This is a genomic window from Serratia sp. BNK-12 (genome assembly GCF_047456085.1).
GTDB classification, from domain to species: domain Bacteria; phylum Pseudomonadota; class Gammaproteobacteria; order Enterobacterales; family Enterobacteriaceae; genus Serratia; species Serratia liquefaciens.
In genome coordinates this window covers 4,947,382-4,972,569 of sequence record NZ_CP179896.1, presented here as the reverse complement: position 1 = coordinate 4,972,569, position 25,188 = coordinate 4,947,382, and the positions used below count along the sequence as shown (strand labels likewise).

The following is a 25,188-nucleotide window of genomic DNA, read 5'->3' as shown; positions in this document are numbered from 1 at the left end:
TGTTTTTTTGTTCCATAACGAGCGTCATCCTAGTCAAAACCGCCTGGTGTCGCTGTGATGAATGGCGCAAATGTTACACTTTTATGAAACACCGGCGGATTTTGAGCGATTCGTTAACGTTATGAAATAGAAAAACGCCTAAAAATCGTGATTGTGATCACATTCGTGGTTTTTTGTGGACATTTTACTTTCGTTTTAAGTTCGTTATTGTTCCTTATCAAACAAAGACCCCAATGACTGTGGCCCAATAGGGCAATAACCACGGATCCAGAGGGAGCGTCATGAGCAGCCATTCAGCAGAAAACGAAACGGATGTGATCATCATTGGCGGCGGCGCGACCGGCGCGGGCATTGCTCGTGACTGCGCACGCCGCGGACTGCGTTGCATACTGCTGGAGCGTCATGATATCGCCACCGGCGCGACCGGGCGCAACCACGGTCTGCTGCACAGCGGTGCGCGTTATGCGGTAACCGACGGCGAATCGGCGCGCGAATGCATAGAAGAGAACCGTATCCTCAAACGCATTGCGCATCACTGTATCGAGCGAACCGACGGGCTGTTTATCACCCTGCCGCAGGATTCGCTGGCTTACCAACAGCAGTTTATTGTCTCCTGCCACAGCGCCGGTATCAACGCTGAAGCTATTGATCCGCAGTTGGCGTTGCGGCTGGAGCCGGCGGCTAATCCGGCGCTCATCGGTGCCGTGCGCGTGCCGGACGGCACTGTCGATCCTTTCCGTTTGACCGCCGCCAATATGCTCGATGCCCGTGAGCATGGCGCGCAGATCCTCACTTATCACCAGGTGGTCGGTTTATTACGCACGGGCGATCGCGTTACCGGAGTGCGTGTTTTCGACCATCAATCGTCGCGCCGTTACGATATTCACGCCGAAGTGGTGGTCAACGCCGCCGGTATCTGGGGTCAGCAGATTGCAGAATATGCCGATCTGCGAATTCGCATGTTCCCGGCCAAGGGCGCTCTGCTGATCCTGGGTCATCGCATCAACAACATGGTGATCAACCGCTGCCGCAAGCCGGCGGACGCCGACATTCTGGTGCCGGGTGACACCATCTCGCTGATTGGTACCACCTCGACCCACATTGACTATGACCAGATCGACAACATGCTGGTGACCCCGCAGGAAGTGGACATTTTAATCCGCGAGGGCGCGCTGCTGGCACCTGAATTGGCGCAAACCCGAATTCTGCGTGCTTATGCCGGCGTTCGGCCTTTGGTAGCCAGTGACGACGACCCTAGCGGTCGCAACGTCAGCCGTGGCATCGTGCTGCTCGATCATGCCAGCCGCGACGGTCTGGAAGGCTTTATCACCATCACCGGCGGCAAGCTGATGACCTACCGGCTGATGGCGCAGTGGGCGACCGATAAAGTGTGCGAAAAGCTTCGGGTAGACAGCCCCTGCACTACCGCACAGGAGGCGTTGCCGGGTTCTCGTCAGTCGGCGGAAGAAACGGTGCGTAGCGTGGTGTCTTTGCCTGCCAGTATTCGTGGCTCGGCGGTTTATCGCCACGGCGACCGTGCAAACCGCGTACCGGCGGGGGATCGGTTGGACAACAGCCTGGTGTGCGAATGCGAAGCAGTGACCGCCGGCGAGGTGCGTTATGCGGTTAACTCTCTCACCGTCAATAACCTGGTCGATTTGCGTCGCCGTACCCGCGTTGGCATGGGCACCTGCCAGGGGGAGCTTTGCGCCTGCCGTGCCGCGGGGCTGCTGACACGCTTTAACGTCACCACCCCGCAGCAGTCGATCGACCAGCTATCGCATTTCCTCAACGAGCGTTGGAAAGGCGTCCGGCCTATCGCCTGGGGCGATGCGCTGCGCGAAAGTGAATTTACCAGTTGGGTTTACCAGGGATTGTGCGGGCTCGATGCCCGGGGGGAACAGGAGGCCGATGATGCAATTTGACGTAGTGGTGATTGGCGGTGGCCTGGCGGGTATGACCTGCGCCATCCGCCTGGCGGAACAGGGCAAGCGCTGTGCGGTGGTCAGTTCTGGCCAGAGTGCACTCTATTTTTCATCCGGCTCGCTTGATCTGCTGGCGCAACTGCCCGACGGCACCCCGGTGACAGAGCCATTGGCGGCGCTGTCCGCACTGGCAACACAGGCACCCCGGCATCCCTATGCGTTGATCGGTGCCGAGCGGGTGGCGGCGCTGTCGGGTGAAGCCGCATCGCTGTTACAGCGCTGTGGGCTTGCTCTGCAGGGTGACAGCGAACGCAATCATCTGCGCATCACGCCGCTGGGCACGCGCCGGGCGACCTGGCTCAGCCCGCAGGCTATCCCCGTTACGCCGTTAGGCGGTGAACTGCCGTGGCGGCACATTGCGGTGATCGGCATTGAAGGCTTTTTGGATTTTCAGCCACAGTTGGCCGCCAGTTCCCTGACGCAGTCCCTGGGCGTTCGGGCTGAGGTGGCAGATATGCACTTGCCGGCGCTGGACCGGCTGCGCAATAACCCCAGTGAGTTCCGAGCGGTAAATATCGCCAGGGTACTGGATCTGCCGGAAAACCTGACGCCAATGGCGGACGAGCTTCGGCGGTTGGCTGTGGACGCCGAGGCGATATTCTTGCCGGCCTGTCTGGGGCTGGAGGATGACGCGCCATTGGCGGCGCTGCAGGCGGCGGTCGGCAAACCGATTCGCCTGCTGCCGACGCTGCCGCCTTCGGTACTGGGGATGAGGTTGCACCAGGCGCTGCGTTCGCGATTACAGCAATTGGGCGGCGTTTTTATGCCGGGGGACAGCGTGCTGCGGGCGGATATTGAAGCCGGGCGAGTCACCGGTGTTTATACCCGTAACCACACCGACATTCCGTTGGTGGCGCAGCAGGTGGTGCTGGCCAGCGGCAGTTTTTTCAGTAATGGGCTGGTGGCGGACTTCGACGGCATACGTGAACCGGTATTTGGACTGGATGTTGATAGTAAGGCGGAGCGTGCAGACTGGAGTTGTCGCGAGCTGTTTGCTCCGCAACCCTATTTGCAGTTTGGGGTACGCACCGATAACCAGCTGCGTGCCCTAAGGCAGGGAGAGCCTTTGAGTAACCTGTATGCCATAGGGGCGGTGACCGGCGGCTACGATCCGCTGCAGCAGGGCTGCGGTGCAGGTGTTTCGTTGGTGGGAGCATTGCATGTCGCGCAACAGATTGCGGCACAGGAGGAGCAACCATGAGCCTGCACAAAGACAACAGTTTTGAGAACTGCATCAAGTGCACCGTCTGCACCACCTATTGCCCGGTGGCCAAAGTGAATCCGCTTTATCCCGGGCCCAAGCAGGCTGGGCCGGACGGCGAACGCCTACGGTTAAAAGATCCGGCGCTGTACGACGAAGCGCTGAAGTATTGCACCAACTGCAAACGCTGTGAGGTGGCCTGCCCGTCCGACGTCAAAATTGGCGATATCATTCAGCGGGCGCGTGCCGACTTTGCCCAGAGCAAGCCGACGCTGCGCGATGCCATCCTCAGTCATACCGATATCATGGGCTCACTGTCGACGCCGTTTGCGCCGATCGTCAACGCTGCCACCGGGTTAAAGCCGGTGCGCGCTCTGCTGGACAAGGCGTTGAAAATTGATCACCGTCGCGAACTGCCCAAATACTCGTTCGGCACCTTCCGCCGCTGGTACCGCCAGCAAGCGCAGGCCCAACAGCGTTACGCCGAGCAGGTGGCTTTTTTCCACGGCTGCTTCGTCAATTACAACCATCCACAGCTGGGTAAGGATCTGATCAAAGTCTTCAATGCGATGGATATCGGCGTGCAGCTGCTTAAGCGCGAAAAATGCTGCGGTGTGCCGCTGATTGCCAACGGCTTTATCGCCCAGGCCAAGAAACAGGCCAAGGTGAATGCCGAATCGCTGCATGAGGCGGTGTTGGAGCGCGGCATACCTGTTGTGGCCACTTCATCGAGCTGTACTTTTACGCTGCGTGACGAATACCCGCATTTGCTGGAGGTGGATACCTCGGCGGTGCGTGAACGGGTGGAGCTGGCGACGCGCTATCTGTACCGCCTGCTCAATCAGGGGCGCAGCCTGCCGCTGAAGCGCACGCCGTTGCGGGTGGCCTACCATACGCCGTGTCACATGGAGAAAATGGGCTGGACGGCCTATACGCTGGAATTATTGCGGCAGATACCGGGGCTGGAGCTGGTGGTATTAGATTCGCAGTGTTGCGGCATTGCCGGCACCTACGGATTTAAATCCGAGAACTATGCGACTTCGCAAGGGATTGGCGCATCGCTGTTTAGCCAGATTGAGGAGAGTGGGGTCGATTTGGTGGTGACGGACTGCGAAACCTGTAAATGGCAAATCGAGATGTCGACCAGCAAGCGCTGCGAACACCCGATTACCCTGTTGGCACAGGCCCTGGCGTAGGGCGCAGCAGTGTGAACTGCGCCCTATAGGCTGAGTCAGTAAAAGTTTACTTGTTCAGTTTCAGCGTTTTGATGATGCCTTCGGCTTCACTTTGCGCCTGCTGCTGGTTATCCGCTGGCAGCGTCACCTGAATGGTCAGCATGTTGTTATCCAGCGTGCCAATCAGGATGGAGGAGTAGGCCTTCTCGCCGCCGCTGGTAATGATGCTGTCCAACTGACGCAGCGGCACGCCGTTTACGTCGATGGCTTTGTTGGTGACCACCTGCAGGTTCGCATCACGCGCGCGCTGGGTATCTTCCAGACGCTTGCTCAGGGTTTCCAGACTGTCGGCGGTTTTGTCGCCGAGGATCACGATCACTGCGCGTTGGCCGGTGCTGTCGGCGTAAACGTGCATGTTGTTCGCCTGATTACCCAGCTTGCCGCTTTGGTCCGCCATACCGACCGGCAGGGTGAACGCCAGCTTACCCTCCAGCAAGCTTACCTGTTGCCCGGCCGGTGCGCTGGCTGCGGCATCGCCCGCCGGCGCTTTGGTGTCTTTGGTTTCGCCGTCGCAGGCCGCGAGGCCAAGCACTAACAGGCTGATACCCATCAATTTTGCTACTTTACGCATTGGGCTTCCTTCTTCCTTTCAGGTAGGGTTTCACTGCCGTATCGCAACCTATTCCAGGGTGAAATGCAAGGCAGATGTTGTCACAAGGTTTTCTCAAGTAATAGCCGATAATCAGCCACTTCGCCTTTCTTTTCCAGTTGAACAATCTGATAGTGATTGTTGATAAGCATCATCAGCATCGCACGGAACTGATTACGGGTTTTCACCCTCAACTGGTGATAACCCTGCGCCCGTGCCCAGTTTTCCTGCTCGGCCAATAGCGCCATTGCCACACCATGACGGCGATAAGCCGGCAATACGGCACCCAACCAGCTGTAAAACACCCTGTCTTGTTGCTGATAACCGAGCTTGAAACCGGCAGCCTGGCCGTCGACTTCGGCGATCAGTGCGGCCATCGGGAGTGAGCCGATGCGCTGTTGCAGATCGTTGAGGTTGTGCAGATTGCCGAATTCGGGGATTTGCTGATACAGACGATGAATTTCTTCGAGGGTGGCGTGGCGGGTGGTGACGGTCATGGCGGCCTCCGGATGGGTAGGCCGCCAATGATAACACGGGTCAGCTCGGTTGCAGGCTGCTGTCGCCCTGGCGAGCGGCAATGCGTTTGAGCAGCATATTCAGCAGCACGCCGTACATTGGCAGGAAGAACAGCATGCAGATCAGCACTTTGAAGCTGTAATCGACCAGTGCAATCTCGACCCAGTTGTTGGCCATAAAGGCGTCGCTGCTCTTGTAGAATGCAATAAAGAAGAACGACAGCGTGTCGCTGATATTGCCGAGGAACATGGCCGCGGCAGGGGCCACCCACCAGGCGCTGCGCTGGCGTAACCGGTTGAAAACGTGTACGTCGAGGATCTGACCGAGCACGTAAGCCATAAAGCTGGCGACGGCGATACGTGCGACAAACAGGTTAAAGCTACCCAGTGCGGCAAACCCCTGCCATTCCCCCTGATAGGTGACGGTGGAGATGACGTACGAGATAAACAGGGCCGGCACCATCACCGAAAGAATGATGCGTCTCGCCAGCGGGGCGCCAAAAATACGCACCGTCAGGTCGGTTGCCAGAAAGATAAATGGGAAGGTAAACGCACCCCAGGTGGTATGGAAACCGAAAATGGACATCGGCAACTGCACCAGGTAGTTACTGGAGGTAATGATGACAATATGGAACAGCGATAGCCAGACCAACGCGGTAAGGCGCTGTCGAGCGGTAAACGAATACATGTTGTAGCCTTTTTAGCAGTGGGGTGAGGGAACCCAGAATGTCTTGTCTGTGCAGCGAAATAAGCTGCGCGGCCGCATGATACGCGTTTGCGCAACCAATGCAATGGTTAAATTTAACGCAAACGTTAACGCATCTTGCGCAGAAAAACTACCGGCGTAAACTAGGCGCTAATGAGATGCGGCGAGCGTACGCCGATCGCTTTTGACCGAGAAAAATTGCATGACTGACTTGTTTGCCCAGGCCGACCAGACGCTTGATGCGCTGGGGCTGCGCTGTCCGGAACCGGTAATGATGGTGCGTAAAACCGTGCGCCATATGGATAACGGTGAAACCCTGCTGATTATTGCTGACGATCCGGCCACCACCCGCGATATTCCGGGTTTTTGCCGTTTTATGGAGCACACGCTGGTGGCGCAGGAAACTGAAAAAACGCCTTACCGCTATTTATTGCGCAAAGGTGTTGAGCGCTAATCGCCGATTTTGCCTAGCGTTTTTGCAGTATTTGCTGTGCGTCCGATGCGCGAGCATGCATTGCCAGCCCCCTGAAATCCTGCGGGCGGTAATAGTGGGACGGCACCGGCAGAGAATGCATCGCATCCGTCGGCCAGAGTTGCAGTTCACCCAGCTTTGCCAGCCAGAACCCCTGAACCTGCAGCGGTAACATCAGGCGTTGTGGGGCGGTGTTTTCGAACGGCGGCAGAGCCGGCAGGCGATTGCTGCCGGTCGTGTAATCCCGTTTTAAGACCAGAAACTTCTCCGGTACCCGGCGATGGCTGTCCCACCAGTCGCCGTCAATCCCGTCAAACTGCCGCTGAGTTGCCCTGATGGAGACGGCGCCAAGCTGGTGCAGGGCCTGGGGGAGCAAATTCTCCATGGCCTGGTTGTAGGCCGTTAGGGAAACCGCCTGCCCCTGCAAGATAGCATCGATCGCCAGCCGTGATCCCAGCAGGTTGGAATACAAATCCTCCGGTGAAAAAGCCGAGACCTCCTCCGAAAACCCCGGTACCGACTGATAGCCATACCACTGTGCCACTTCATGCCACGCCGCCATTTGAAAGGCGAGTTCTCCTGCCAAATACGCCGCGAGCGTATAGCGCTGCGCAGCATCCTGAGGTGGGGTAAAGGCGTTCAGCTGGATACGGCGTATTGCCAACTCGGGGCTAAGATCGATATTCCATTGCTGGCCCAATCGGGGTAGCAGTTGGCTGAACAGGAAAAGGGTATTGTCGGCGGTGTCGCGTACGTGAGCGATATCGATAAATCCCCCGCGGCGGGTGTACATCACCCCCAATTGCTCGCTGCCAAGTCCCATCAAGTTGCTAACGGCATTGAAAGCGCTGTCGTTATAGTGGTGACGGCCAAGCCGGTCGGCATCCACCAGGTTACCCAACTGATAAAAGGGGACTGGGATACCCCAAACTTGCGCTTTGAGGTTGTAGCCAAAGGCACAGCAGGGGCGCAAACCATCCGGCGGGGACAGCGGCGCAGCCACCGGCCAGGCGATACGGCTTTCGTTGATGGGTTGCGAGGTCACCAACGTTTCCACGGGTTTGGCAGATAGCGCGGAAGTAAACGACAACAAAACCAGCAGTACAACAGAGCGCATTAAAAAGCTTCCCCAACCTGAAAGTAAAATCCACTGCTGCCACGTCCGATGCCAAAATCGAGCCGCACGTTCATTTTCGGTTTGAATTCAAAACGGTAACCCGCTCCCAGCGTGGGTAACCAGGGCCCCTGGCCCAAATCGCCGGCCTTGCTACTTAGCGTTCCCGCACCGGCCCAAAGAACGTAACCGTGGCGCCAGTTCAGCTTGCGACGATACTCGATCTGGCTGCTGAACACATTTCTGTCGCGATAGCGGCCTTGATAATAGCCGCGCATGCGTTTGTCGTCACCCAGGCCGGACAGCCTGTCCCAAGGCACCTCGCCCGTCGTCAGGCGGCTGTAAGCGTCTAACGCCAGCACGCTTTTCGCACTCAAGCTGTGGTAGGCATTGTACTGGCCTTCTACAGTATTGAAACGGCTGTCGCCGCCCAATTCTGGCGCAAAATAGGTGTCGCTCAGGCGAAGATACTGGCCACGGCTGGCATTAGAAACGAAGTCGCGCGTATCGTAACTCAGCGAACCGCTGACTCCTGAACTTAGTGATGAAACGCCGGCTTTTTGGGCCCTTAAGAGGCTACTGTCATCCTCATCAGTTTTGCTGGCGTGCGTCGAGGAAAAATCCCAGCCCACCCCCGCGTAGGTGGCATTGGCAATGCGATACAGCAGCTGTGGGGCTATCTGGAATGCCTGCTGCGTGTACTTTTCTTTGTTGCCGTTGTTATGCCCAGCCTGGTAACCGGTGCCCCAGAAATAGGTGGGCATATTATTCAGCGAGCCGTCGGCAAAAAAACGCCATTGGTCGTCAGCGAAAAAACTGTGGTTTTGGAAACCGACGCCGAAGGCACCGGTGGTGCTGAAAAAGCCCTTTAACGCCAGCGTCGAGTTTTGGCTGACTTTATCCTGGCTGTCCGGGCGATATATTCCCACGACGGCGGTACCGATGCCAAGACCGAGTTCTGGCGTATAGAACGGGCCGGGCAAGACTCCCCAATCGATGGCTTTGCTGCTGTCGAATTGGTTGTCAGACCCCAAAGGGGCCAACATTTCATCTATTTGCTGGCGTGACAATAAAGTGGCGTGAGCTCCGGGTAGCAGAACCAACAATACCAGCGGCAAACTGCGGATCGATATTGCCATCAGAAGCGATATTCACCGGAGACCATAAAGCTGTTACGTTCGCTAAAGCCAAATTCGGTCAACAGGTTAAAGTGCCTGGTGATCTCGTATTGCGTGCCAATCAGTACGTTCCACGGCGATTGCAGGTGCTGTTTCACGTCAAAACGGCCTTCACCCTGCTGATTGGCCATCATCATCAGGCTCTGAAGTTCGGTTGGCATTTTTAAATCACTCAGGCTGCCTTTGAACCTCTGCTGGACGTCCTGATACATGGTGCCGACCCACAGGTTGAGATGGGTTTGGCCACTGATACCGGGCACCAGGAAGCGGTAACCTACCCGAGGCGACACCGTCAGTGCGGAAATCTGACCATCAAGGATATCGAAATTGGTGCGGGTGTAGTTGGTATCGACCGAGGTGAACCAGTTCTCATATCCCCCAACCAGCGTGAAACCGGCGCCGTAAGTGGTGCCTTTAAAATCGAGCTTAAAATCCAGATCGCGCAGTTGCCCACTTTGATTCATGCGGTGCACCTGACCCGCGATAACCTTGTTCAGGAAGCCTTTTTGTTGACTGGGATCGGCGTCTACGGAGACCTGGGACAACGAGCTACCTTTGGTATGGCCGATGATGCCGTAAACATTGAGGAATGGCAGTACCCAGGTGTCCAGACGCATGGTTTCCGTTTTGCTTTTCTCGCGAGTTTTGCCCACGTCGATGTTGAACAAATTGGATGGCAAGGGAGTTTTGCCCAGGCTGAGGCCGGAAAATTGGATACTGTCGACATCGATATTTTGCCGCATGTTCATGTAGTTGATGCCGATCCCGAAGGGCTCCGGCAGATCATAACCACGGGCGCGTGCTTCATCCCCCCAAATCGGCAACAGGCGATGCTCAGGCTGGGGTTTTGCCTTGGGCGCACCGTTATGCTGGGCTGCGGGTAAGGCGTTAGGGGTGGTGAAAAGGGGGCGATCGGCGCTATCAATGAGTTGCTCTGTGGCGGCAGAATCAGGCTGCTGCGCCAGAGCCAGTGTAGGGATAAAAGGGACGACGATCAGGTTCAGGATTTTAAAATATAGCGGTTTCATTCATTCGGCCATGACTCTGATAAGTTAAGTAGGCTTATCGGGTTTCAGGAATAGGTGGCGGAAGAATATAGAAAGGCATGCTGGTTTTATGGTTATTACGTGCGACTTGCCGGTGTTATTTTTCGGCTAAGTGAATCAGGATGCCATTGCTGGCATCCTGATATGTGGTTCTTATTACTGACGTTTCTTCAGCAAGCGTAGGGCGTTGGCGGTGACCAGCGCGGTAGCGCCAGAGTCCGCCAGCACCGCCAGCCACAGCCCGGTCAGGCCCATCAGGGTGGTGATCAGGAATATCCCTTTCAGCCCCAACGCAATGGTGATGTTCTGGCGGATATTGGCGTGTGTAGCGCGTGAGATGCGGATCATCTCCGCCACGCCCAGCAGCCGATTGTGCGTCAGCGCCGCGTCGGCGGTTTCCAGCGCCACGTCGGTGCCACTGCCCATGGCAATACCGATGCTGGAGGCTTTCATTGCCGGCGCATCGTTGATGCCATCGCCGATCATCGCCGTTGGGCGCAGCTCGCTCAACTCGGTTACCGCCCTCACTTTATCTTCCGGCAGCAAACCGGCACGGTAGTCCAGCCCCAGCTCGGCGGCAATCGCTGCGGCCGCTCGAGGGTTGTCGCCGGTTAACATTACGCCGTTGATCCCCAACGCATTCAGTTCGGCAATCGCCTGCTTGGCGTCACTGCGCAGCGTATCGCGCAGGGCCAGCAGGCCGATCGGCACGCCATCTTCCAGTACCACTACCGCCGTTTTACCGGCATTTTCCAACCGTTCCACCTGGTTAGCACCTTGCTGATTGAGCAAGCCTGCAGCCAGTTTGGCCGGTGTACTGATCAGCATGGTTTTACCGTCGACAATGCCTTCCACACCGACGCCGGCCAACGCACGACGGTTCTGTGCCGGCGGCAAAGGAGCACCATATTGTTCGGCGCGATTGATAATGGCCTGCGCCAACGGGTGATGGGAGCCGGCTTCTACCGCTGCGGCAAGGATCAACAGTGACTGTTCGCTGATGCCGTTGAGCGGCAGCACATCCGTCACCGTCGGTTTGCCTTCCGTCAGGGTACCGGTTTTATCGAAGGCGATGGTTTGTACCTGGCCGAGCTGTTCCAGCGCCGCGCCACCTTTAATCAACGCGCCGCGACGGGTTGCCGCCGCCAGTCCGGAGGTAATGGCTGCCGGAGTGGAAATCACCAGTGCACAAGGACAGCCGATCAGCAACAGGGTCAGGCCGCGATAAATCCAGACATCCCAGGGTTGAGCATACATCAACGGTGGCACCAGAATTACCGCGATGGCCAGCAGCATAATGGCCGGGGTGTAGTAACGGCTGAAACGGTCAAGGAAACGCTCGATCGGCGCACGGCGTTCTTCGGCTTCCTCAATCAGTTGCAGTATACGGTCGATGGCGTTTTTACCCGGCTCGGAAATCACCTTCATCTGCGCGGCCTGATCGACCGACAAACTGCCCGCCGCCACTTTCTGACCTTGCTGACGTTCGACCGGGACCGACTCGCCGGTCAGGGCGCTTTCATCGAAGCTGGCGAACGGGTTGAGCAGTTCGGCATCGGCCGGAAGGCGACCGCCGGGGGCAATTTCAATCACATCGCCGGGACGCAAGCTGGAGACCGGCACGCGTTTACGCTCGGTACCCTGCAGCAGCAGGGCATCTTCAGGAACCAGCTCCATCAACGCTTTCACGCCACGACGGGCGCGGTTGGCGGCGTAGGATTCGAGCATTTCGCCGACCATAAACAGCAACAGCACCATGGCCGCTTCGGCGGTAGCGCCGATAAACAGCGCGCCGATGGCTGCCACGCTCATCAGCGTTTCGATGGCAAACGGCGTGCCGGAGCGGATCAGACGTATCGCCTTGGTGGCGACCGGTGCCAACCCCACCAGCGTGGTGGCGATAAAGGCAATGCGGCTCAGCTCAGGGTTGACCAGGCTGAGTGCCCAACTGACGATCATCAGCGCGGTGAGCAGCAGCAACGGGCCGAATTCCCCCAGGCGTGAAGGTTTAGGCGGCTCGGCTTGGTTTGCCTGGGTGCCGAGCAGGGTAAACCCGGCTTGTTGCACTGCGTCCTGGATGCGCAGGCTAAGGTTCGACTGGCCGTCTACCACCAGCTTTTCGGTGGCGAATAACACCCGTGCATTTACGACACCCGGGATGGCAGTAACGGCATTTTCAATCTTTTTAGCGCAGCTGGGGCAGTCCATACCCGTGACTTTCCAACTGTAGCGCTCGCTGCCGGAGAGAGGGGCGGCAGCGAGCCTGTCACTTTCCTCGTCCGGATCGCCATGATCGTCAGCGCTGCAACAGCTGGCGCCATGATCGTGAGCATGAGTGTGTTCGCCAGGGTTGACGGCGTTTTGTTTTTCACTGCTGCAACCGTGCTGGGTTTTGCTGTGGCTGTGATTGCACCCGCAGCCACCTTCGGCATGGTTATGTTCCTGATGATTGTGATTTTCATGGTTATGCATAACGTCCCCCCTCAGGGCAGTTAATGAACTTCTTGAAACCAACTCTACACCCTGGAGTCCACTCCAGAGTCAAGCGACGGATGAGAATTATTGCTAATGGCGCACCGGAGGGAGAATTGGGGTATTTCTTTTTTCCCATGTCGTTTATCAGGGGGCGACGAGCGTGAAGGACTCGGAAGGCACGAGGTGATTAGTCAAAAAAAGAAAATGTTATTCCTGCGGGAACTAAAAAGTACCGGCGGCTAATAATAAAGAGTTATTAATCTATAACTCTTTAGCAAAATTTAACTTTTAGCCGTCTAAATCCCAGCACGATTCGCTTGGCTCTGCAGGCCGCATTTTTGTTGGAGTTTGTTACCAACTCATGGCATTTAAGTTTCATTAATATTGTAAAGAACGTAAAAAACCAGCATAAATCGCCTTCGAAACGATAATAAATGGCTGATTATTTTATGTGCAGTTTTACACCGCTGCCTATAATTGGAATCGATTACCATTTATGGTGGTAATCTTATTTGCTGATATATATGCATTAATTCTCTCTAACACACTGCCGGCAACGGCGCATAAACTCCTTCCCGTAAGCGTACGGTTCGTTCTCCGTGGCTTCCTGGCAGGTTATGTCTATCTGTCTGATTGAAAACAATCAGCTAATGAGTGGAATCGAACCAATGCAATCTACTAAAAAGGCAATTGAAATTACTGAATCCAGCCTTGCGGCTGCGAGCTCCGCTTACAATGCAGTAGATGATTTGCTGCATTATCATGAGCGAGGCAACGGGATTCAGGTTAATGGCAAGGACTCATTTTCTACCGAACAAGCCGGGCTGTTTATTACCCGCGAGAACCAAACCTGGAACGGTTATAAAGTTTTTGGCCAACCGGTTAAATTAACGTTCTCTTTCCCGGATTATAAATTCTCTTCCACCAACGTCGCCGGCGATACCGGACTGAGCAAATTCAGCGCGGAACAGCAGCAGCAGGCTAAGCTGTCGCTGCAGTCCTGGTCTGACGTGGCCAATATCACCTTTACCGAAGTTGGTGCCGGCCAGAAGGCCAATATCACCTTCGGTAACTACAGCCAGGATCGTCCCGGCCATTATGACTACGATACCCAGGCTTACGCCTTCCTGCCGAACACCATTTATCAGGGCCAAAACCTGGGCGGGCAGACCTGGTACAACGTCAACCAGTCCAACGTGAAACATCCGGCCAGCGAAGACTACGGCCGCCAGACCTTTACCCACGAAATTGGCCATGCGTTGGGCTTGAGTCATCCGGGCGATTACAACGCCGGCGAAGGCAACCCGACCTACAGAGACGCCAGCTACGCCGAAGATACTCGTGAGTTCAGCCTGATGAGTTACTGGAGCGAAACCAACACCGGTGGCGACAACGGCGGGCACTACGCTGCGGCGCCACTGCTGGATGACATTTCCGCTATTCAGCATCTGTATGGTGCCAACCAGACCACCCGTACCGGCGATACCGTGTATGGCTTCAACTCAAATACCGGCCGTGACTTCCTCAGCACCACCAGCAATTCGCAAAAAGTGATCTTTGCGGCCTGGGATGCGGGCGGCAATGACACCTTCGATTTCTCCGGTTACACCGCTAACCAGCGTATTAATCTGAACGAGAAATCTTTCTCCGACGTGGGTGGGCTGAAAGGCAACGTGTCCATTGCCGCAGGTGTGACCATCGAGAACGCGATTGGCGGTTCAGGCAATGACGTGATCGTCGGCAATGCGGCCAACAACGTGTTGAAAGGTGGCGCGGGCAACGACGTGCTGTTCGGCGGTGGTGGGGCTGATGAGCTGTGGGGCGGTGCGGGCAAAGACACCTTTGTCTTCTCTGCGGTCAGCGATTCTGCGCCGGGTGCCTCCGACTGGATCAAGGATTTCCAGAAAGGCATCGATAAAATCGACCTGTCATTCTTCAATCAGGGCGCGCAGGGTGGCGATCAGATCCACTTCGTCGATCATTTCAGTGGCGCAGCGGGCGAAGCCTTGCTGTCTTACAATGCGTCGAATAACGTCAGCGATCTGGCCCTGAATATCGGCGGCCATCAGGCCCCGGACTTCCTGGTGAAGATCGTCGGTCAGGTTGACGTCGCCACTGATTTTATCGTTTAACAGTGCAGGTGGTAACGCCCGGCGCCGGTTGGCCGGGCGTTATACAGGAGACGATATGAAGGGCAGCTTAGCGCACGCCGCCTTAGTGGCAGGCGGCATGATGGTTACGGGGGCAGTTATGGCCAGCAGTTTGGTTCTTCCCAGCGCGCAATCATTGGCGGGGCAATGGCTGGTCGCCAATGCCGAACAACAATGTCAGATTGAGTTTTTGGCCGGTGAACAGAGTGAAATCAACGGCTACTCATTGGTTGATCGGCAGCACTGTTTGGAAAAGGTGTTAACCGCCGAGGTGGTCGGTTGGCGCCCTGCACCGGACGGCATCGCTTTGCTGCGGGCGGATGGCAGTACGCTGGCGTTCTTCTCGCGCGATGGCGATATTTACCGCAACCAGCTTGGCGCGGATGACGGACTGACGCTGAAAGCGCTGGTATAACAACAGCGGGTTCGGCAGTCGAACCCGCCCTGAGCAGCCTTACAGATACAGCGAACGTACGATCAGGAAATGGCCGGAGAAATAGCAGAAGGCCACCAGCGCATCCGCGGCGCGGAAGGTCCAGCGATAGCGGTTAACCAGCCACACCACGTTGGCCAGCAGCAGCAGTGAAGTGCCCGCCAGCAGCGAGAAACCGAAATCGGTGCTGCGCATAAAGTACTGCTCACCCGCCAGCCACACCATCAGCAGCGTCATCGCTACATAAGTGGCGATCGGCCAACGCATTTCTTCCAGTCGCGTCCAAATTGTTGCCAGTAACAGCACGCCGATAATCAGCAGCGCCAGCGGCAGCGGCCAAAACAGGCTGAAGGTCATCTGACTGGCGAAGCTCAGGGTATACAGCAAGTGCGACAGGAAAAAGGCACCGATGGCGTAAAGCACGCGTTCGCGCGGCAGCAGCAGCAAGGTGTCGGCGATTAAGGTTGCCAGCAGGCCGAGGACGATCAAATACCCTGCAGGCCCCAACACCGGCGCTTGCCAGGCCAGCAATAACAACAGCAGCAGAGTGATGGGCTTAAACACCCAGCGCTGCCAGCGAGGCCCACGGTAGGAGGCATCGACGAACAGCCAACCGGAAAAGAATACGGCAAGGAACGGCCAACTCATTATGTCTTCCTTATTCATTGTGGGAACCACAGCAACCGGTTCCAAATTGTTACCAGTGTCACTTCCTGTTTGCAGTGTAGGCAGCGCCTCTGCGATCGACAATGCTTTCTTGCTGATGAACTGTAACTTATTTGCAGAGTAAGAAAGGGAGCCGTGGTTTTTCTCAGGAAAATTTACTGACAATGGCTGCTCGACCGCCGAGAATCATTTTCTAAGAACAATAACTGCCCGATGCGAATGCTAATTAATTAGTAATTAATGCTGCGCGTGACAATAATAGCTAAGGATTAATCTTAGAGTCTCATTACTATTTAGCACGTTTGGTAACTGTATTTGCATTTTTGGCTGTTTTTTAAACCCGCCATCGGTCCTGCTTGATACATGATGTTTCTGGGGAGTTATGCAATTGGAAATAAGAAAATATCTGAATGAATCAGAAATAAAAAAAATGATAAAAAATATAAAGGGAGGACTAAACTCGGTCAGGGACAGCTGTATGATCACCATGTGCTTTGTTCACGGTTTGCGGGCCAGCGAGTTAAGCCGTATGACGCTGGACAATATAGAACTCGCCGAGCGGCGGGTTTTTATTTCGCGACTGAAAAATGGTCTGTCGGTTCAGCACCCATTACAACCGGATGAGACCCTGATGCTTAAACGCTGGCTGGATGACCGTAAAGACAGCCCGCATGCCGGCCAGCCCTGGTTGTTTTTGTCGCGCAAGGGCGGCCGGCTATCGCGCCAGCAAATCTACCGCTTGATCCGCGATTACGGTAAAGCGGCCTGTCTCGAATTACCTGCTCATCCCCACATGTTGCGTCACGCCTGCGGTTATAGCCTGGCAAATAAAGGTATGGATACCCGGTTGATACAAGACTATCTCGGCCACCGGAATATTCAGCATACGGTACTCTATACCGCAAGCAATGCCCAACGATTCAAAAGAATCGAATTTTAACTTTCGGCCAGGGCTTAATTCGCGCGAAATGGCCACAGCGTGATAATTAAGCGATGGCTTTTTTCCTATTGGCCATTGATTTAATGTTTAAGGCCTATTCAGAGTGGACGAGGCAGTTTTTTTTGGGCCCGGCATGGTAGTGTTCGGCGGCGGCAAACAGTGCCACCTCATGGGGCACATTAAGTCGCCGCATAAGATTGTGTTTTTGGCCACTCACCGTTTTGACGCTTTTCCCCAGCAACTGCGCGGTCGCCGTGACGCTGCCGTTGCGCAGCAGGGCGGCCAACACTTGCTGTTCCGCTGCCGGTAAGGCAATCTGCGCGGTTGCATGCTGTGGGCCGTAAAGCAGCGCCCCCAGCGCATAGAGTTCGCCGTTATGTTGCAAACCGGCTTTGTCCATGGCCCGTTTTTTATGGCTGGAAATGGTGCGGATATCTCGGTTCATGCGGGCAGCCAGCTTCCAGGGGTGCATGCCGCCAAGCAATGTCAGCAACACACGACTCTCTGTTAGCGTCAAAAGTGGCAGGCTCTGTGGCAGTTTGGTGGCCAGACCGGGAGAGATGTTCAGCACGCCTAACAGACGGTGCCAGGCTGGGGTGGAAAACGGTGCTTGCAGACTCAGTTCCAGGTCATGCCGGCAAGACTTCAGCACCACCAGTTGCCACAGCAGCGGTAGCCAGTTGACGCCGCCGGTATGGGGCAGGGGCTCTAGCCGCACGGCGCTTTCGGCGGCGGGCTGCAGTTTGAGAACAATGCTGGGCAGACTGTCCGCCGTGGCAATATTACGAAGCAGGTCCAGCTCCTTGGGAGCGGGGAAATAGCCGGTACGATTGTTAACGGTCAAACGCATATCATCTCTCCTGCAATCAAATGAAAAAATTGTGCCGGGGTTAAAAAAACCAGTAGAGCAGCAGCGCAAAAAGACACCAGAGCAGTGCACTGAGGGTAAGCATCAGGTTCCAGACAAGCCGCTCCAGGTGATACAAGGTTCTTTTGGTCAAGACAGGGTCATTCCCCCTTGGTTTGAAAAAGTCGGGGCCGGTTAGACGCAACGCTGTTCATGTCATTACGGCTTGGCCCCGGTGGGAAAAAGTTGTCTATAGGCAACCTCTCCAATGAGGGGGAGCGAAAAGGGCCGGTTATTACAGATGCAGTTCGCTCCACGGCCGCTGAAGCAGTTGTGCCCAGACGCTTTGCCTGTCTTCATTGCGAACCCTGGTACTCTTTGTTCGTAATGGCACAGGTTGGCTTACCGTGCGGATCCAGACCCGCAGTTCCTGGCGGTGCGATCGCGGATGGGTATAAACGTGTTGATCGCAGGTGATGCAAGGGCTGTGTACGATATAGCGCAGAATGTAACCCGCTTTACGGCGCGGTACGTTAAAGGCCTGCATGATGCGTTGGCGATTCAGATAGTGGTTTTGCAGCAACCCCCAGGTGGCCACAATGCGACATAACGGCTGTTCGGCCAGGTGCGCTACCGTATCCGGCAGGGTGATATTCTCGTCATGCTGAAGCTTCATAAAACCCCCTGTCTCCTTGTACAATCAATAGTTGTTGGTGTGGCTTTGCCATGGATAAATTGTCTTGTGCCCGGTGCTTTCGATTAATGCTGAAACCCGTGTTGGGTGACTTGAAAAAAACAAGAGTGAATCTGTCGCCACTATTGCGTATTTTCTTCACGAGCATGTATCCACCAGTATTTCTACCTTTGCTGTTTTAAAGGGAACTGGTGCAGAGATGCAGAATTTCATTTTGGTATATCAATTAAAGTTATTTTTTTATTTTCTCCTTTTATTTCAGTGTGATGCATTGTTTTTTTATCGTGCTGAAAATGCGACATTTTGGACCAAATTGTGACATTCAGATAATTAATCTGTTTTTAGGTATCCCCGCGGGCTAATGTTTTAGTTTTCGTGGAGTGCTGACGGATTTGTCAGTGTATGTATCTGAAAACAAAATGACGTTGCTTCGCTGTTTAATTGCGTTAATTTATTTAACAAAGGTTCGCTTCGGTGAGCCTTTTTTATTTTGTTTAGTGGGTTGTTGATATTGAAGGAAATAAAATTGTTGCGTGAAAGTGGGGGGTATTCTTATTGACTTGAAATCGTACAAAACTAAGATATGTAACACTTTGGTCCAAAATGACCTATTTTTCACCTCACTTTTTTTGCCATAATCCAATAAAGCGATTGGGATTACTGGCGGTATATATCACCGTATGTCGAATATTCCGGTGACCCAGATAATCCTGAATCAAACGGGTGTCGACGCCCGAATCCGCCAGCGCATAGCCACAGGCATGTCGCAGCATATGTGGGTGCGATGCCACCGTAATATTGGCGGCCTCGCCGTAGCGTTTAATCAAGTAATGCACGTGTTTACGCGTCAGTTGGCCGCCTTTTTGCGACAGGAATAACCACTCGCTGTCAGCATCGCGCCACTTGTTACGCAAATTCAGCCAGCACAACAAGTGCGGCAGTTCATCTGGCGCCAGGGGATGTACGGTCGAAAAACCGTTCTTCAGGCGGCGGATATAAATCACGTTATCGCGCAGATCGATATCAGATATTTTTAACTGACAGGCTTCGCTGGCGCGCAGCCCGTGGATAAAGCACATCTGTATTAAACAACGGTCACGCTCCGGATGTTTTCCAATGTGCGTGGCAAGCAGGATGTCATTTATTTCACCGAGAGTGAGGTGTTTTCGAGTTTTCATTATTTTGGCTCCATATAGCCTCTCCGGCCCGATGCCGTATGAGGATCTTACTGGAGAGAAAATAGCCTGTTTCCATTTTTTTACGCATCTATTTTCTTTGCAAATAAATGGCGGCAGGTGATCTGACAGGAGGAGTAAAAACCACCATGCAGCAGGAAATAACCGCGATGGCCGCACCCACGATACTCACCCGCAAGGCCGCCCGTGCCGTTGCCATCAAAGCCGCCAGTTTGGAGCGGCGCATCATGCAACTCAGCGGGATGGCTTATGGCGTAGAAGACTGGTTGTGCGCTTTGCGCAAGGCCGCCGAGTTGTGGCGTTGCGTCAGTGAGACCCCTTGGTTGGCTGAAAATGAACGGCGCTATGCCCAGTTACGCCAGCGGCATTGTTCGCACCCGGCCACCCAATTGCTGGTACGTCAACGCTATCAGGCCGATAGCCAGCAACCCTGAATCCACTGCAGAGGACTAACTTATGTCTGCAACCTCCCTTCCACCGCGTTTGCGCGTGGTCGTGATGATGGCACCGGGGTTGATGCGCGAAGGCACCCTGCGGGTACTCGAACTGGCCCGCCAGGCAATCGCATCGTTAACCGTGGTCGACGATCTTTTGACTCTGCGACAGACGTTGTCGCAAGGCGGAGCGGATGTCATCCTCACCGGCCTCTCCGGGCATCGCGACAGGCTACGCGACTTTTTCCTGTTCTATTCCCACTATCTGCGCTTCAACATCGATACAACCTGGCTGCTGTACAGCGAACCCCTTACGCCGTTGCTAACCACCCTCAGCCCGTTGGCTCCCCATGAAGGGCCGCTGTGCCTGCCGCATGATCTGCAGCCACATCTGCTGCATGATTTGCTGCAGAAACGCCAGGCAATGAGCCACCTTGCCTTTATGAACAGCGACTCGTTTCCCCGGATGCCGGCAAATATTGTGCTCAGCTGGCCCGAGCTGCAGGTTCTCAGTCATTTTGTCTGTGGTGCACTGGAACATCTCACTACGCCGACGGGCGGATTCACGACGAAGACCCTGAGCGCCCATAAGCGCAGCGCGATGCGCAAACTGGGTGTGTGCTGCGATCAACAACTCCATGCGTTGCTGCATGGATCTCGGCTATGCCCAGCCAGGAGGAGCCCGGATGTGGTCGTCAGCCAGGGATAAACGTATCCGTCGCTACACCTGGCTGGCGATGTTGCTGGTTTGTGGCATTTTTTGGTGGGGGGTCATTTGGTGCGCGTTGAAATTTGCCGGTCTTTAATGGCCGGTGGGCGATGGCCTGGCCGACTGTTGAAACAATTTATCAACGGGTGCTTACCCCCTCAGGGCTATACGCTCGCCGTTGGGATGGCGGCGGCGTTGTTGGGAGGCGTATTGTTTTCCTCTCCGGCTGAGGCGAGCACGTGGGTGGGCCGCTCGCCGACTTCTTTTATTGGCAACTGCCGGAAGAACGCATTGCCGCAGATAGTGGCGCAGTGTCGCCATGATGCGATCGCGCTCGATACATCGCCCGCGCGTCACTCCGGACGTTATCTCCACGCGCTGAATGACCGGTTTGCTCAATGGGGGATCGGCCCTGCCACAGATGCCAGTACTGTGTTGACCCGCCGCCAGCGTTACGAGCTGTATCACTTCTGTAGGCTGTTGCATCAGCAGGTTGGCAGGTACCTGTTGGACCAGCTGTTTTTGCCACAGGGTGGAATGGCTGAAGTGGATTATCGTACGGTGGCCACTAAGGCTCCCTGTTTAAGGAGAAACAATAATGCGTCTAAAAGTGATGGTTATGGAGCCGGATCCCTGGTTTCGGCTCGGGGTGTTGTCGGTGCTTGCCTCGCTTCCGGCTCAGTTTGAAGTTTGCGGGGTCACTGACCGGCTGTCGGATTTGCAGGGTCTGGTGCAGAAACAGCCATTTGACCTGTTGCTGTCAGACACTCACGGTCAGGGTGAAAGCCTGGATAACTACTTTGTCTTTCGCAGGGAGTTTTGCAAGAGGCTCTCTCATGTGACCTGGCTGATGTGGAGCGACGGTTATGGCCCTTTCTTATCGGGCCTGTCTTCCAGGCTGAAACCGCCGGTTTGCCTGCAAAAAAAGCTGGGGCCGGCCGAGTTGAATTCGCTGCTGGTGCTGCGCCATCGGCTTGGGCATCAGCATTTTTTGGCCGAATATCGGCGGACTCAGATGTGCGTCTGCTGTCACCTGACGCAAAAAGAGCTTTTGGTTATCAGTGCACTGGCGCATGGCGAACCGCAAAAGCAGCTGGCGCGGCGCTTGGGCCGCAGTGAAAAAACCATCAGCTCACACAAGGTCCAGGCTTTGCATAAGTTGGGTGCCAGTAGCGATCGGCGACTGTTTCATCATCAGGGGGAAAACCGCCTGCTGGACATTCTGCGCTATGCGGGCATCAACATTCCCCACGCCCCCTTGGGGGGGTACTCGGCGTAACTCAATCTAATGCCGATGATAAGCTGCGTAGTGAGGAGTGAACGCCGGTATGCGGGGCAACTGCGATACCTGTTCAGGAGGTGTGCTATGTTTACGCTGATTTCACCGCGTGGAGATGGGAAGTAAGATGAGTAAGCCACCGCTGTTTTTTATCGCTGTGATCGCGTTGATCGCCGTATTGGCGACGCACCGCTATTTCAATCAGCGCCGTATTGAAGCGGATAACGATCGTGCGCCGGTACGCAGTTTGCAGGTCACGGTGAGTGATAAACGTGAGTTTCCGGTCGCCAAGACCCGGGCACCGCAGCGTGAGCCGCTGGTCAATGAACCGATGCATTATGAGGTGGTGTTTAGCCCGCAGCGCGGTGGCGAGGAGATCCGGCTGCGGTTGAAGCCGTGGCAGTATAATCCGATTGAAAAAGGCGCACAGGGCACGTTGAGCATGCAGGGCACGCGCTTCGTCTCATTTATTGCCCAGCCGTAGGGCACCGGACCCGGTGCCCATGTGGGGTTATTTTCTTTTGATTGGCGGCTGTTTTTTCTGCCAGGCCAGCAGTTCGAAGACGCCAAAGATGAAGATCTTGGCTTCTTGCCAGTAGCTTATCGGCTGATCTTTCGGTTGCGTGGACTTCAAAAGAACCAGCTGCAGCCCGTGCATCACCACCATAAAGAACAGCGCCACGTCGATGAAATATTTCAGCGGCTTGGGAAAGGGGTGAAACAGGTTGGAGAGCAGAAAGCCCCACACGCACAGCATCAGCAGGCGACCCAGATTAATCAGCATTTTCGGTTTTCTCTTGCGAACGGATATAAAGACGATAAGCCACCTGACCGGCGACTTTTTCACGGTGTAATTGCCAATTGGCCGGGACATCAGCGGCGGCGCTTTCGGCTTCGGCCTCTACATAGATCCAGGCCTCATCGGCCAGCCAGCCCTGCTGCTCCAGCAGCGTGACGGTTTCAGCCAGCAAACCTTTGCGAAAAGGCGGATCGAGAAACACCACGTCAAACGGCTGAGCGGGGGTCGCCAGCCAGCTCAGCGCGTTGGTATTGACCACCTTGCCATTGCCCTGCAGCAGGGCCAGATTTTTTTCCAGTTGCTGCGCCACTGGGCGTTCAAACTCCAACAGCGTGACGCTGCCGGCATAGCGCGACAGCGCTTCCAGGCCGAGTGCGCCGCTACCGGCGAAGCAGTCCAGGCAGCGTGCGCCCTGGATCACCGGCGCCAGCCAGTTGAACAGGGTTTCCCGAACGCGATCGGTGGTCGGACGCAGCCCGGGGCTGTTGGGTACCGGCAGTTTTCGCCCGCGCCATTGGCCACCGATAATGCGGATCTGCCCGGCCGCAGCCTGAGGCGGTTTTTTTGCCGATGCCCGTGGCGATAGTCTTGTCATAGGTTTGCTTTGATTGTTTTCTGGCGGTGAGGCCGAATGAGTTGGCGATAAGTTGCCTCTATTCTACCGGTGAGAGGCGCCGGGGGAAACGGTAAAACTTTGTTGCCTGATTTCACAGTGGAAAGCATGCCGGATGCGTGTTGCTGAACGAGGGAAAGTGATAGACTCGGCGAATTATTGTCAGCATAAGCAAGCCTTCGGTACGGAGTAGAGTCATAACATGGCAAAAGATAAGAAACGCGGGTTTTTCTCCTGGCTGGGCTTCGGCCAGAAGGAAGAAGAGCAACAGCAACCTGAGACGCCGGTAGAAGCGGCGGAAAATCAGGCCGTGGAGACCCCGGCTGAACCGGTCGCTCCCAAGCTGGATGACCAGCTCCCCGCGCAGGAATCTGAACCTGCCGCTTCCGTAGAGACGCCTGGGGAGTGGGACGGCAGTCTGACCGGCGAACATATTGCAGAAAGCGTGCCGGCCATCGTCGAACACACTGCCGCGGCAGAAAAGCTGGCGGAAGAGATTGTCACCCTTACTGAACAGGTGGCGGCAGAACAGCAACAGCCGGCAGCGGAAGAGATTGCCGTGCCTGTGGCCGTGGTTCAGCCTGAACCCGAATTTGTCATCGAGCCTAAGCCAGAAACGACCGCGGTATCAGAACCCGAAGTGGTTACGCCAGAGCCGATTATTGCGCCAGAACCGGAAGTGGTTGAACCGGAACCGGTGATGGTGCCCGAACTGGAAGTGATTGAGCCTGAACCTACTATCGTGCCAGAGCCAGAGCCAGAGCCAGAGCCAGAGCCAGAGCCAGAGCCAGAGCCAGAGCCAGAGCCAGAGCCAGAGCCAGAGCCAGAGCCAGAGCCAGAGCCAGAGCCAGAGCCAGAGCCAGAGCCAGAGCCATTGTCGGCCAGCGTGGCGCTGGAACCGATTATTGTCGCGCCGGCCATTATCGAAGAAGAAGAAAAAGAATCCGAGCTGCTGGCCCCTGCGGTTACTCAGGAGCAGGAACGTCCGACCAAAGAAGGCTTCTTTGCCCGGCTGAAACGTAGCCTGGTGAAAACCAAGCAAAATTTGGGCTCCGGTTTTGTCGGCTTGTTCCGCGGCAAGAAAATTGACGACGAACTGTTTGAAGAGCTGGAAGAACAGCTGCTGATTGCCGACGTCGGCGTGGAAACCACGCGTAAAATCATTACCTCTCTGACTCAGCATGCCAGCCGCAAGCAGTTGAAAGACGCCGATGCGTTATACGGCAAGCTGAAGGAGGAAATGTCCGAAATTCTGGCTAAAGTTGATCAGCCGCTGGATGTTGGCGGTAAAAACCCGTATGTCATTCTGATGGTTGGGGTGAACGGCGTGGGTAAAACCACCACCATCGGTAAGCTGGCTCGCCAGTTCCAGGCGGAAGGCAAATCGGTGATGCTGGCGGCGGGGGACACCTTCCGTGCCGCGGCGGTAGAGCAACTGCAGGTGTGGGGCGAGCGCAACCGTATTCCGGTGGTGGCGCAGCATACCGGCGCGGATTCCGCCTCGGTGATTTACGATGCGGTCCAGGCCGCCAAGGCCCGCGGCATCGACGTGCTGCTGGCCGATACGGCAGGGCGTTTGCAGAACAAAGCGCACCTGATGGAAGAGCTGAAGAAGATCGTCCGCGTCATGAAAAAACTGGACGACCAGGCCCCCCATGAGGTTATGCTGACTCTTGATGCCAGCACCGGACAGAATGCTGTCAGCCAGGCGAAATTATTTAATGAAGCCGTGGGCTTAACCGGTATCACACTGACTAAACTGGACGGTACCGCCAAGGGCGGGGTGATCTTCGCCATTGCCGATCAGTTCGGTATCCCGATTCGCTATATCGGCGTTGGGGAAGGCATCGAAGATTTGCGGCCGTTTAAGGCTGACGATTTTATTGAGGCACTTTTTGCCCGAGAGGATTAA

At 55.5% G+C, this 25,188-nt stretch carries 25 protein-coding genes; 12 read left to right on the top strand and 13 right to left on the bottom strand.

Features of this window, described 5'->3' with window-relative positions; all coding sequences use genetic code 11:
• Positions 1–281 precede the first annotated feature (281 nt).
• From glpA to glpC, 3 genes are read left to right on the top strand one after another with little or no spacing between them, the layout of a single operon-like run.
• Positions 282–1,925 carry an anaerobic glycerol-3-phosphate dehydrogenase subunit A gene (gene glpA / locus ACMGG1_RS23230; RefSeq protein WP_020824787.1) on the top strand — a complete coding sequence of 548 codons (1,644 nt, stop codon included), beginning with the start codon at positions 282–284 and terminating at the stop codon, positions 1,923–1,925.
• On the top strand, positions 1,915–3,186 hold the full coding sequence (glpB, locus tag ACMGG1_RS23225) for a glycerol-3-phosphate dehydrogenase subunit GlpB (RefSeq protein ID WP_414161465.1): 1,272 nt from the start codon (positions 1,915–1,917) through the stop codon (positions 3,184–3,186). Before glpA ends, glpB begins: the two co-directional genes overlap by 11 nt.
• A complete protein-coding gene (glpC, locus tag ACMGG1_RS23220; protein ID WP_128864837.1) occupies positions 3,183–4,382 on the top strand; it encodes an anaerobic glycerol-3-phosphate dehydrogenase subunit GlpC in 1,200 nt (399 codons plus the stop codon). The genes glpB and glpC overlap by 4 nt, the downstream gene beginning before the upstream one ends.
• Before the next feature lie 46 nt (positions 4,383–4,428).
• Here glpC and ACMGG1_RS23215 read toward each other — a convergent pair whose 3' ends face one another.
• The 3 genes from ACMGG1_RS23215 to ACMGG1_RS23205 form a co-directional block, all read right to left on the bottom strand.
• On the bottom strand, positions 4,429–4,992 hold the full coding sequence (locus ACMGG1_RS23215) for a DcrB family lipoprotein (RefSeq protein WP_048762234.1): 564 nt from the start codon (positions 4,990–4,992) through the stop codon (positions 4,429–4,431).
• Between the two features lie 80 nt (positions 4,993–5,072).
• Positions 5,073–5,507: a GNAT family N-acetyltransferase gene (locus ACMGG1_RS23210; RefSeq protein WP_122076526.1), complete on the bottom strand. Its 435-nt coding sequence runs from the start codon at positions 5,505–5,507 to the stop codon at positions 5,073–5,075.
• Between the two features lie 40 nt (positions 5,508–5,547).
• Positions 5,548–6,213 carry a 7-cyano-7-deazaguanine/7-aminomethyl-7-deazaguanine transporter gene (locus ACMGG1_RS23205; protein WP_020824792.1) on the bottom strand — a complete coding sequence of 222 codons (666 nt, stop codon included), beginning with the start codon at positions 6,211–6,213 and terminating at the stop codon, positions 5,548–5,550.
• 220 nt (positions 6,214–6,433) lie between these two features.
• Between ACMGG1_RS23205 and tusA the strand changes: the two genes are divergently transcribed.
• On the top strand, positions 6,434–6,685 hold the full coding sequence (tusA, locus tag ACMGG1_RS23200; protein WP_020824793.1) for a sulfurtransferase TusA: 252 nt from the start codon (positions 6,434–6,436) through the stop codon (positions 6,683–6,685).
• 13 nt (positions 6,686–6,698) lie between these two features.
• On the opposite strand, the gene ACMGG1_RS23195 is transcribed toward tusA, so the two are convergent.
• The 4 genes from ACMGG1_RS23195 to ACMGG1_RS23180 form a co-directional block, all read right to left on the bottom strand.
• Positions 6,699–7,820: a DUF4056 domain-containing protein gene (locus ACMGG1_RS23195; protein WP_201895847.1), complete on the bottom strand. Its 1,122-nt coding sequence runs from the start codon at positions 7,818–7,820 to the stop codon at positions 6,699–6,701.
• Positions 7,820–8,956 (bottom strand): BamA/TamA family outer membrane protein, encoded by a 1,137-nt coding sequence (locus ACMGG1_RS23190; protein WP_201895846.1) that lies wholly within the window; start codon positions 8,954–8,956, stop codon positions 7,820–7,822. The genes ACMGG1_RS23195 and ACMGG1_RS23190 overlap by 1 nt, the downstream gene beginning before the upstream one ends.
• Entirely contained in the window at positions 8,956–10,023 is a 1,068-nt protein-coding gene (locus tag ACMGG1_RS23185) for a hypothetical protein (RefSeq protein WP_414161046.1), read from the bottom strand. The genes ACMGG1_RS23190 and ACMGG1_RS23185 overlap by 1 nt, the downstream gene beginning before the upstream one ends.
• Before the next feature lie 174 nt (positions 10,024–10,197).
• A complete protein-coding gene (locus ACMGG1_RS23180) occupies positions 10,198–12,513 on the bottom strand; it encodes a zinc/cadmium/mercury/lead-transporting ATPase (protein WP_414161045.1) in 2,316 nt (771 codons plus the stop codon).
• A 671-nt stretch (positions 12,514–13,184) separates the two neighbouring features.
• Here ACMGG1_RS23180 and ACMGG1_RS23175 point away from each other — a divergent pair.
• Positions 13,185–14,648 carry a serralysin family metalloprotease gene (locus ACMGG1_RS23175; protein WP_020824798.1) on the top strand — a complete coding sequence of 488 codons (1,464 nt, stop codon included), beginning with the start codon at positions 13,185–13,187 and terminating at the stop codon, positions 14,646–14,648.
• 55 nt (positions 14,649–14,703) lie between these two features.
• Positions 14,704–15,081 (top strand): AprI/Inh family metalloprotease inhibitor, encoded by a 378-nt coding sequence (locus tag ACMGG1_RS23170; protein ID WP_122076532.1) that lies wholly within the window; start codon positions 14,704–14,706, stop codon positions 15,079–15,081.
• Between the two features lie 39 nt (positions 15,082–15,120).
• On the opposite strand, the gene ACMGG1_RS23165 is transcribed toward ACMGG1_RS23170, so the two are convergent.
• Entirely contained in the window at positions 15,121–15,747 is a 627-nt protein-coding gene (locus ACMGG1_RS23165; RefSeq protein ID WP_020824800.1) for a lysoplasmalogenase, read from the bottom strand.
• A 400-nt stretch (positions 15,748–16,147) separates the two neighbouring features.
• Here ACMGG1_RS23165 and ACMGG1_RS23160 point away from each other — a divergent pair, with 400 nt between their 5' ends.
• Positions 16,148–16,705 carry a tyrosine-type DNA invertase gene (locus ACMGG1_RS23160; protein ID WP_369982314.1) on the top strand — a complete coding sequence of 186 codons (558 nt, stop codon included), beginning with the start codon at positions 16,148–16,150 and terminating at the stop codon, positions 16,703–16,705.
• Positions 16,706–16,799: 94 nt separating this feature from the next.
• Here ACMGG1_RS23160 and ACMGG1_RS23155 read toward each other — a convergent pair whose 3' ends face one another.
• The 3 genes from ACMGG1_RS23155 to ACMGG1_RS23145 all read right to left on the bottom strand — a co-directional run bounded on the left by ACMGG1_RS23155 (position 16,800) and on the right by ACMGG1_RS23145 (position 19,424).
• On the bottom strand, positions 16,800–17,555 hold the full coding sequence (locus ACMGG1_RS23155; RefSeq protein ID WP_201895845.1) for a LuxR C-terminal-related transcriptional regulator: 756 nt from the start codon (positions 17,553–17,555) through the stop codon (positions 16,800–16,802).
• A gap of 292 nt (positions 17,556–17,847) precedes the next feature.
• Positions 17,848–18,228, bottom strand: a complete 381-nt coding sequence (locus tag ACMGG1_RS23150) for a CaiF/GrlA family transcriptional regulator (protein ID WP_122076538.1) — start codon at positions 18,226–18,228, stop codon at positions 17,848–17,850.
• A 638-nt stretch (positions 18,229–18,866) separates the two neighbouring features.
• Positions 18,867–19,424, bottom strand: coding sequence for a tyrosine-type DNA invertase (locus tag ACMGG1_RS23145; RefSeq protein WP_122076541.1), 558 nt, complete (start codon positions 19,422–19,424; stop codon positions 18,867–18,869).
• Positions 19,425–19,570: 146 nt separating this feature from the next.
• Between ACMGG1_RS23145 and ACMGG1_RS23140 the strand changes: the two genes are divergently transcribed.
• The 4 genes from ACMGG1_RS23140 (at position 19,571) to ACMGG1_RS23125 (ending at position 22,348) form a co-directional block, all read left to right on the top strand.
• On the top strand, positions 19,571–19,876 hold the full coding sequence (locus ACMGG1_RS23140) for a hypothetical protein (RefSeq protein WP_128864842.1): 306 nt from the start codon (positions 19,571–19,573) through the stop codon (positions 19,874–19,876).
• 22 nt (positions 19,877–19,898) lie between these two features.
• Positions 19,899–20,585 (top strand): hypothetical protein, encoded by a 687-nt coding sequence (locus ACMGG1_RS23135; RefSeq protein ID WP_122076547.1) that lies wholly within the window; start codon positions 19,899–19,901, stop codon positions 20,583–20,585.
• 598 nt (positions 20,586–21,183) lie between these two features.
• Positions 21,184–21,864 carry a helix-turn-helix transcriptional regulator gene (locus ACMGG1_RS23130; protein WP_130016609.1) on the top strand — a complete coding sequence of 227 codons (681 nt, stop codon included), beginning with the start codon at positions 21,184–21,186 and terminating at the stop codon, positions 21,862–21,864.
• Positions 21,865–21,991: 127 nt separating this feature from the next.
• Positions 21,992–22,348 (top strand): DUF2500 domain-containing protein, encoded by a 357-nt coding sequence (locus ACMGG1_RS23125; protein ID WP_261110188.1) that lies wholly within the window; start codon positions 21,992–21,994, stop codon positions 22,346–22,348.
• Positions 22,349–22,375: 27 nt separating this feature from the next.
• Here ACMGG1_RS23125 and ACMGG1_RS23120 read toward each other — a convergent pair whose 3' ends face one another.
• Complete coding sequence (locus ACMGG1_RS23120; RefSeq protein ID WP_006317223.1) at positions 22,376–22,648, bottom strand: DUF1145 family protein; 273 nt, start codon at positions 22,646–22,648, stop codon at positions 22,376–22,378.
• The gene (gene rsmD / locus ACMGG1_RS23115; RefSeq protein ID WP_046374719.1) at positions 22,638–23,258 is read right to left on the bottom strand and encodes a 16S rRNA (guanine(966)-N(2))-methyltransferase; all 621 of its coding nucleotides are present in this window, start codon (positions 23,256–23,258) and stop codon (positions 22,638–22,640) included. Before rsmD ends, ACMGG1_RS23120 begins: the two co-directional genes overlap by 11 nt.
• Before the next feature lie 220 nt (positions 23,259–23,478).
• Between rsmD and ftsY the strand changes: the two genes are divergently transcribed.
• Entirely contained in the window at positions 23,479–25,188 is a 1,710-nt protein-coding gene (gene ftsY / locus ACMGG1_RS23110; RefSeq protein WP_414161044.1) for a signal recognition particle-docking protein FtsY, read from the top strand.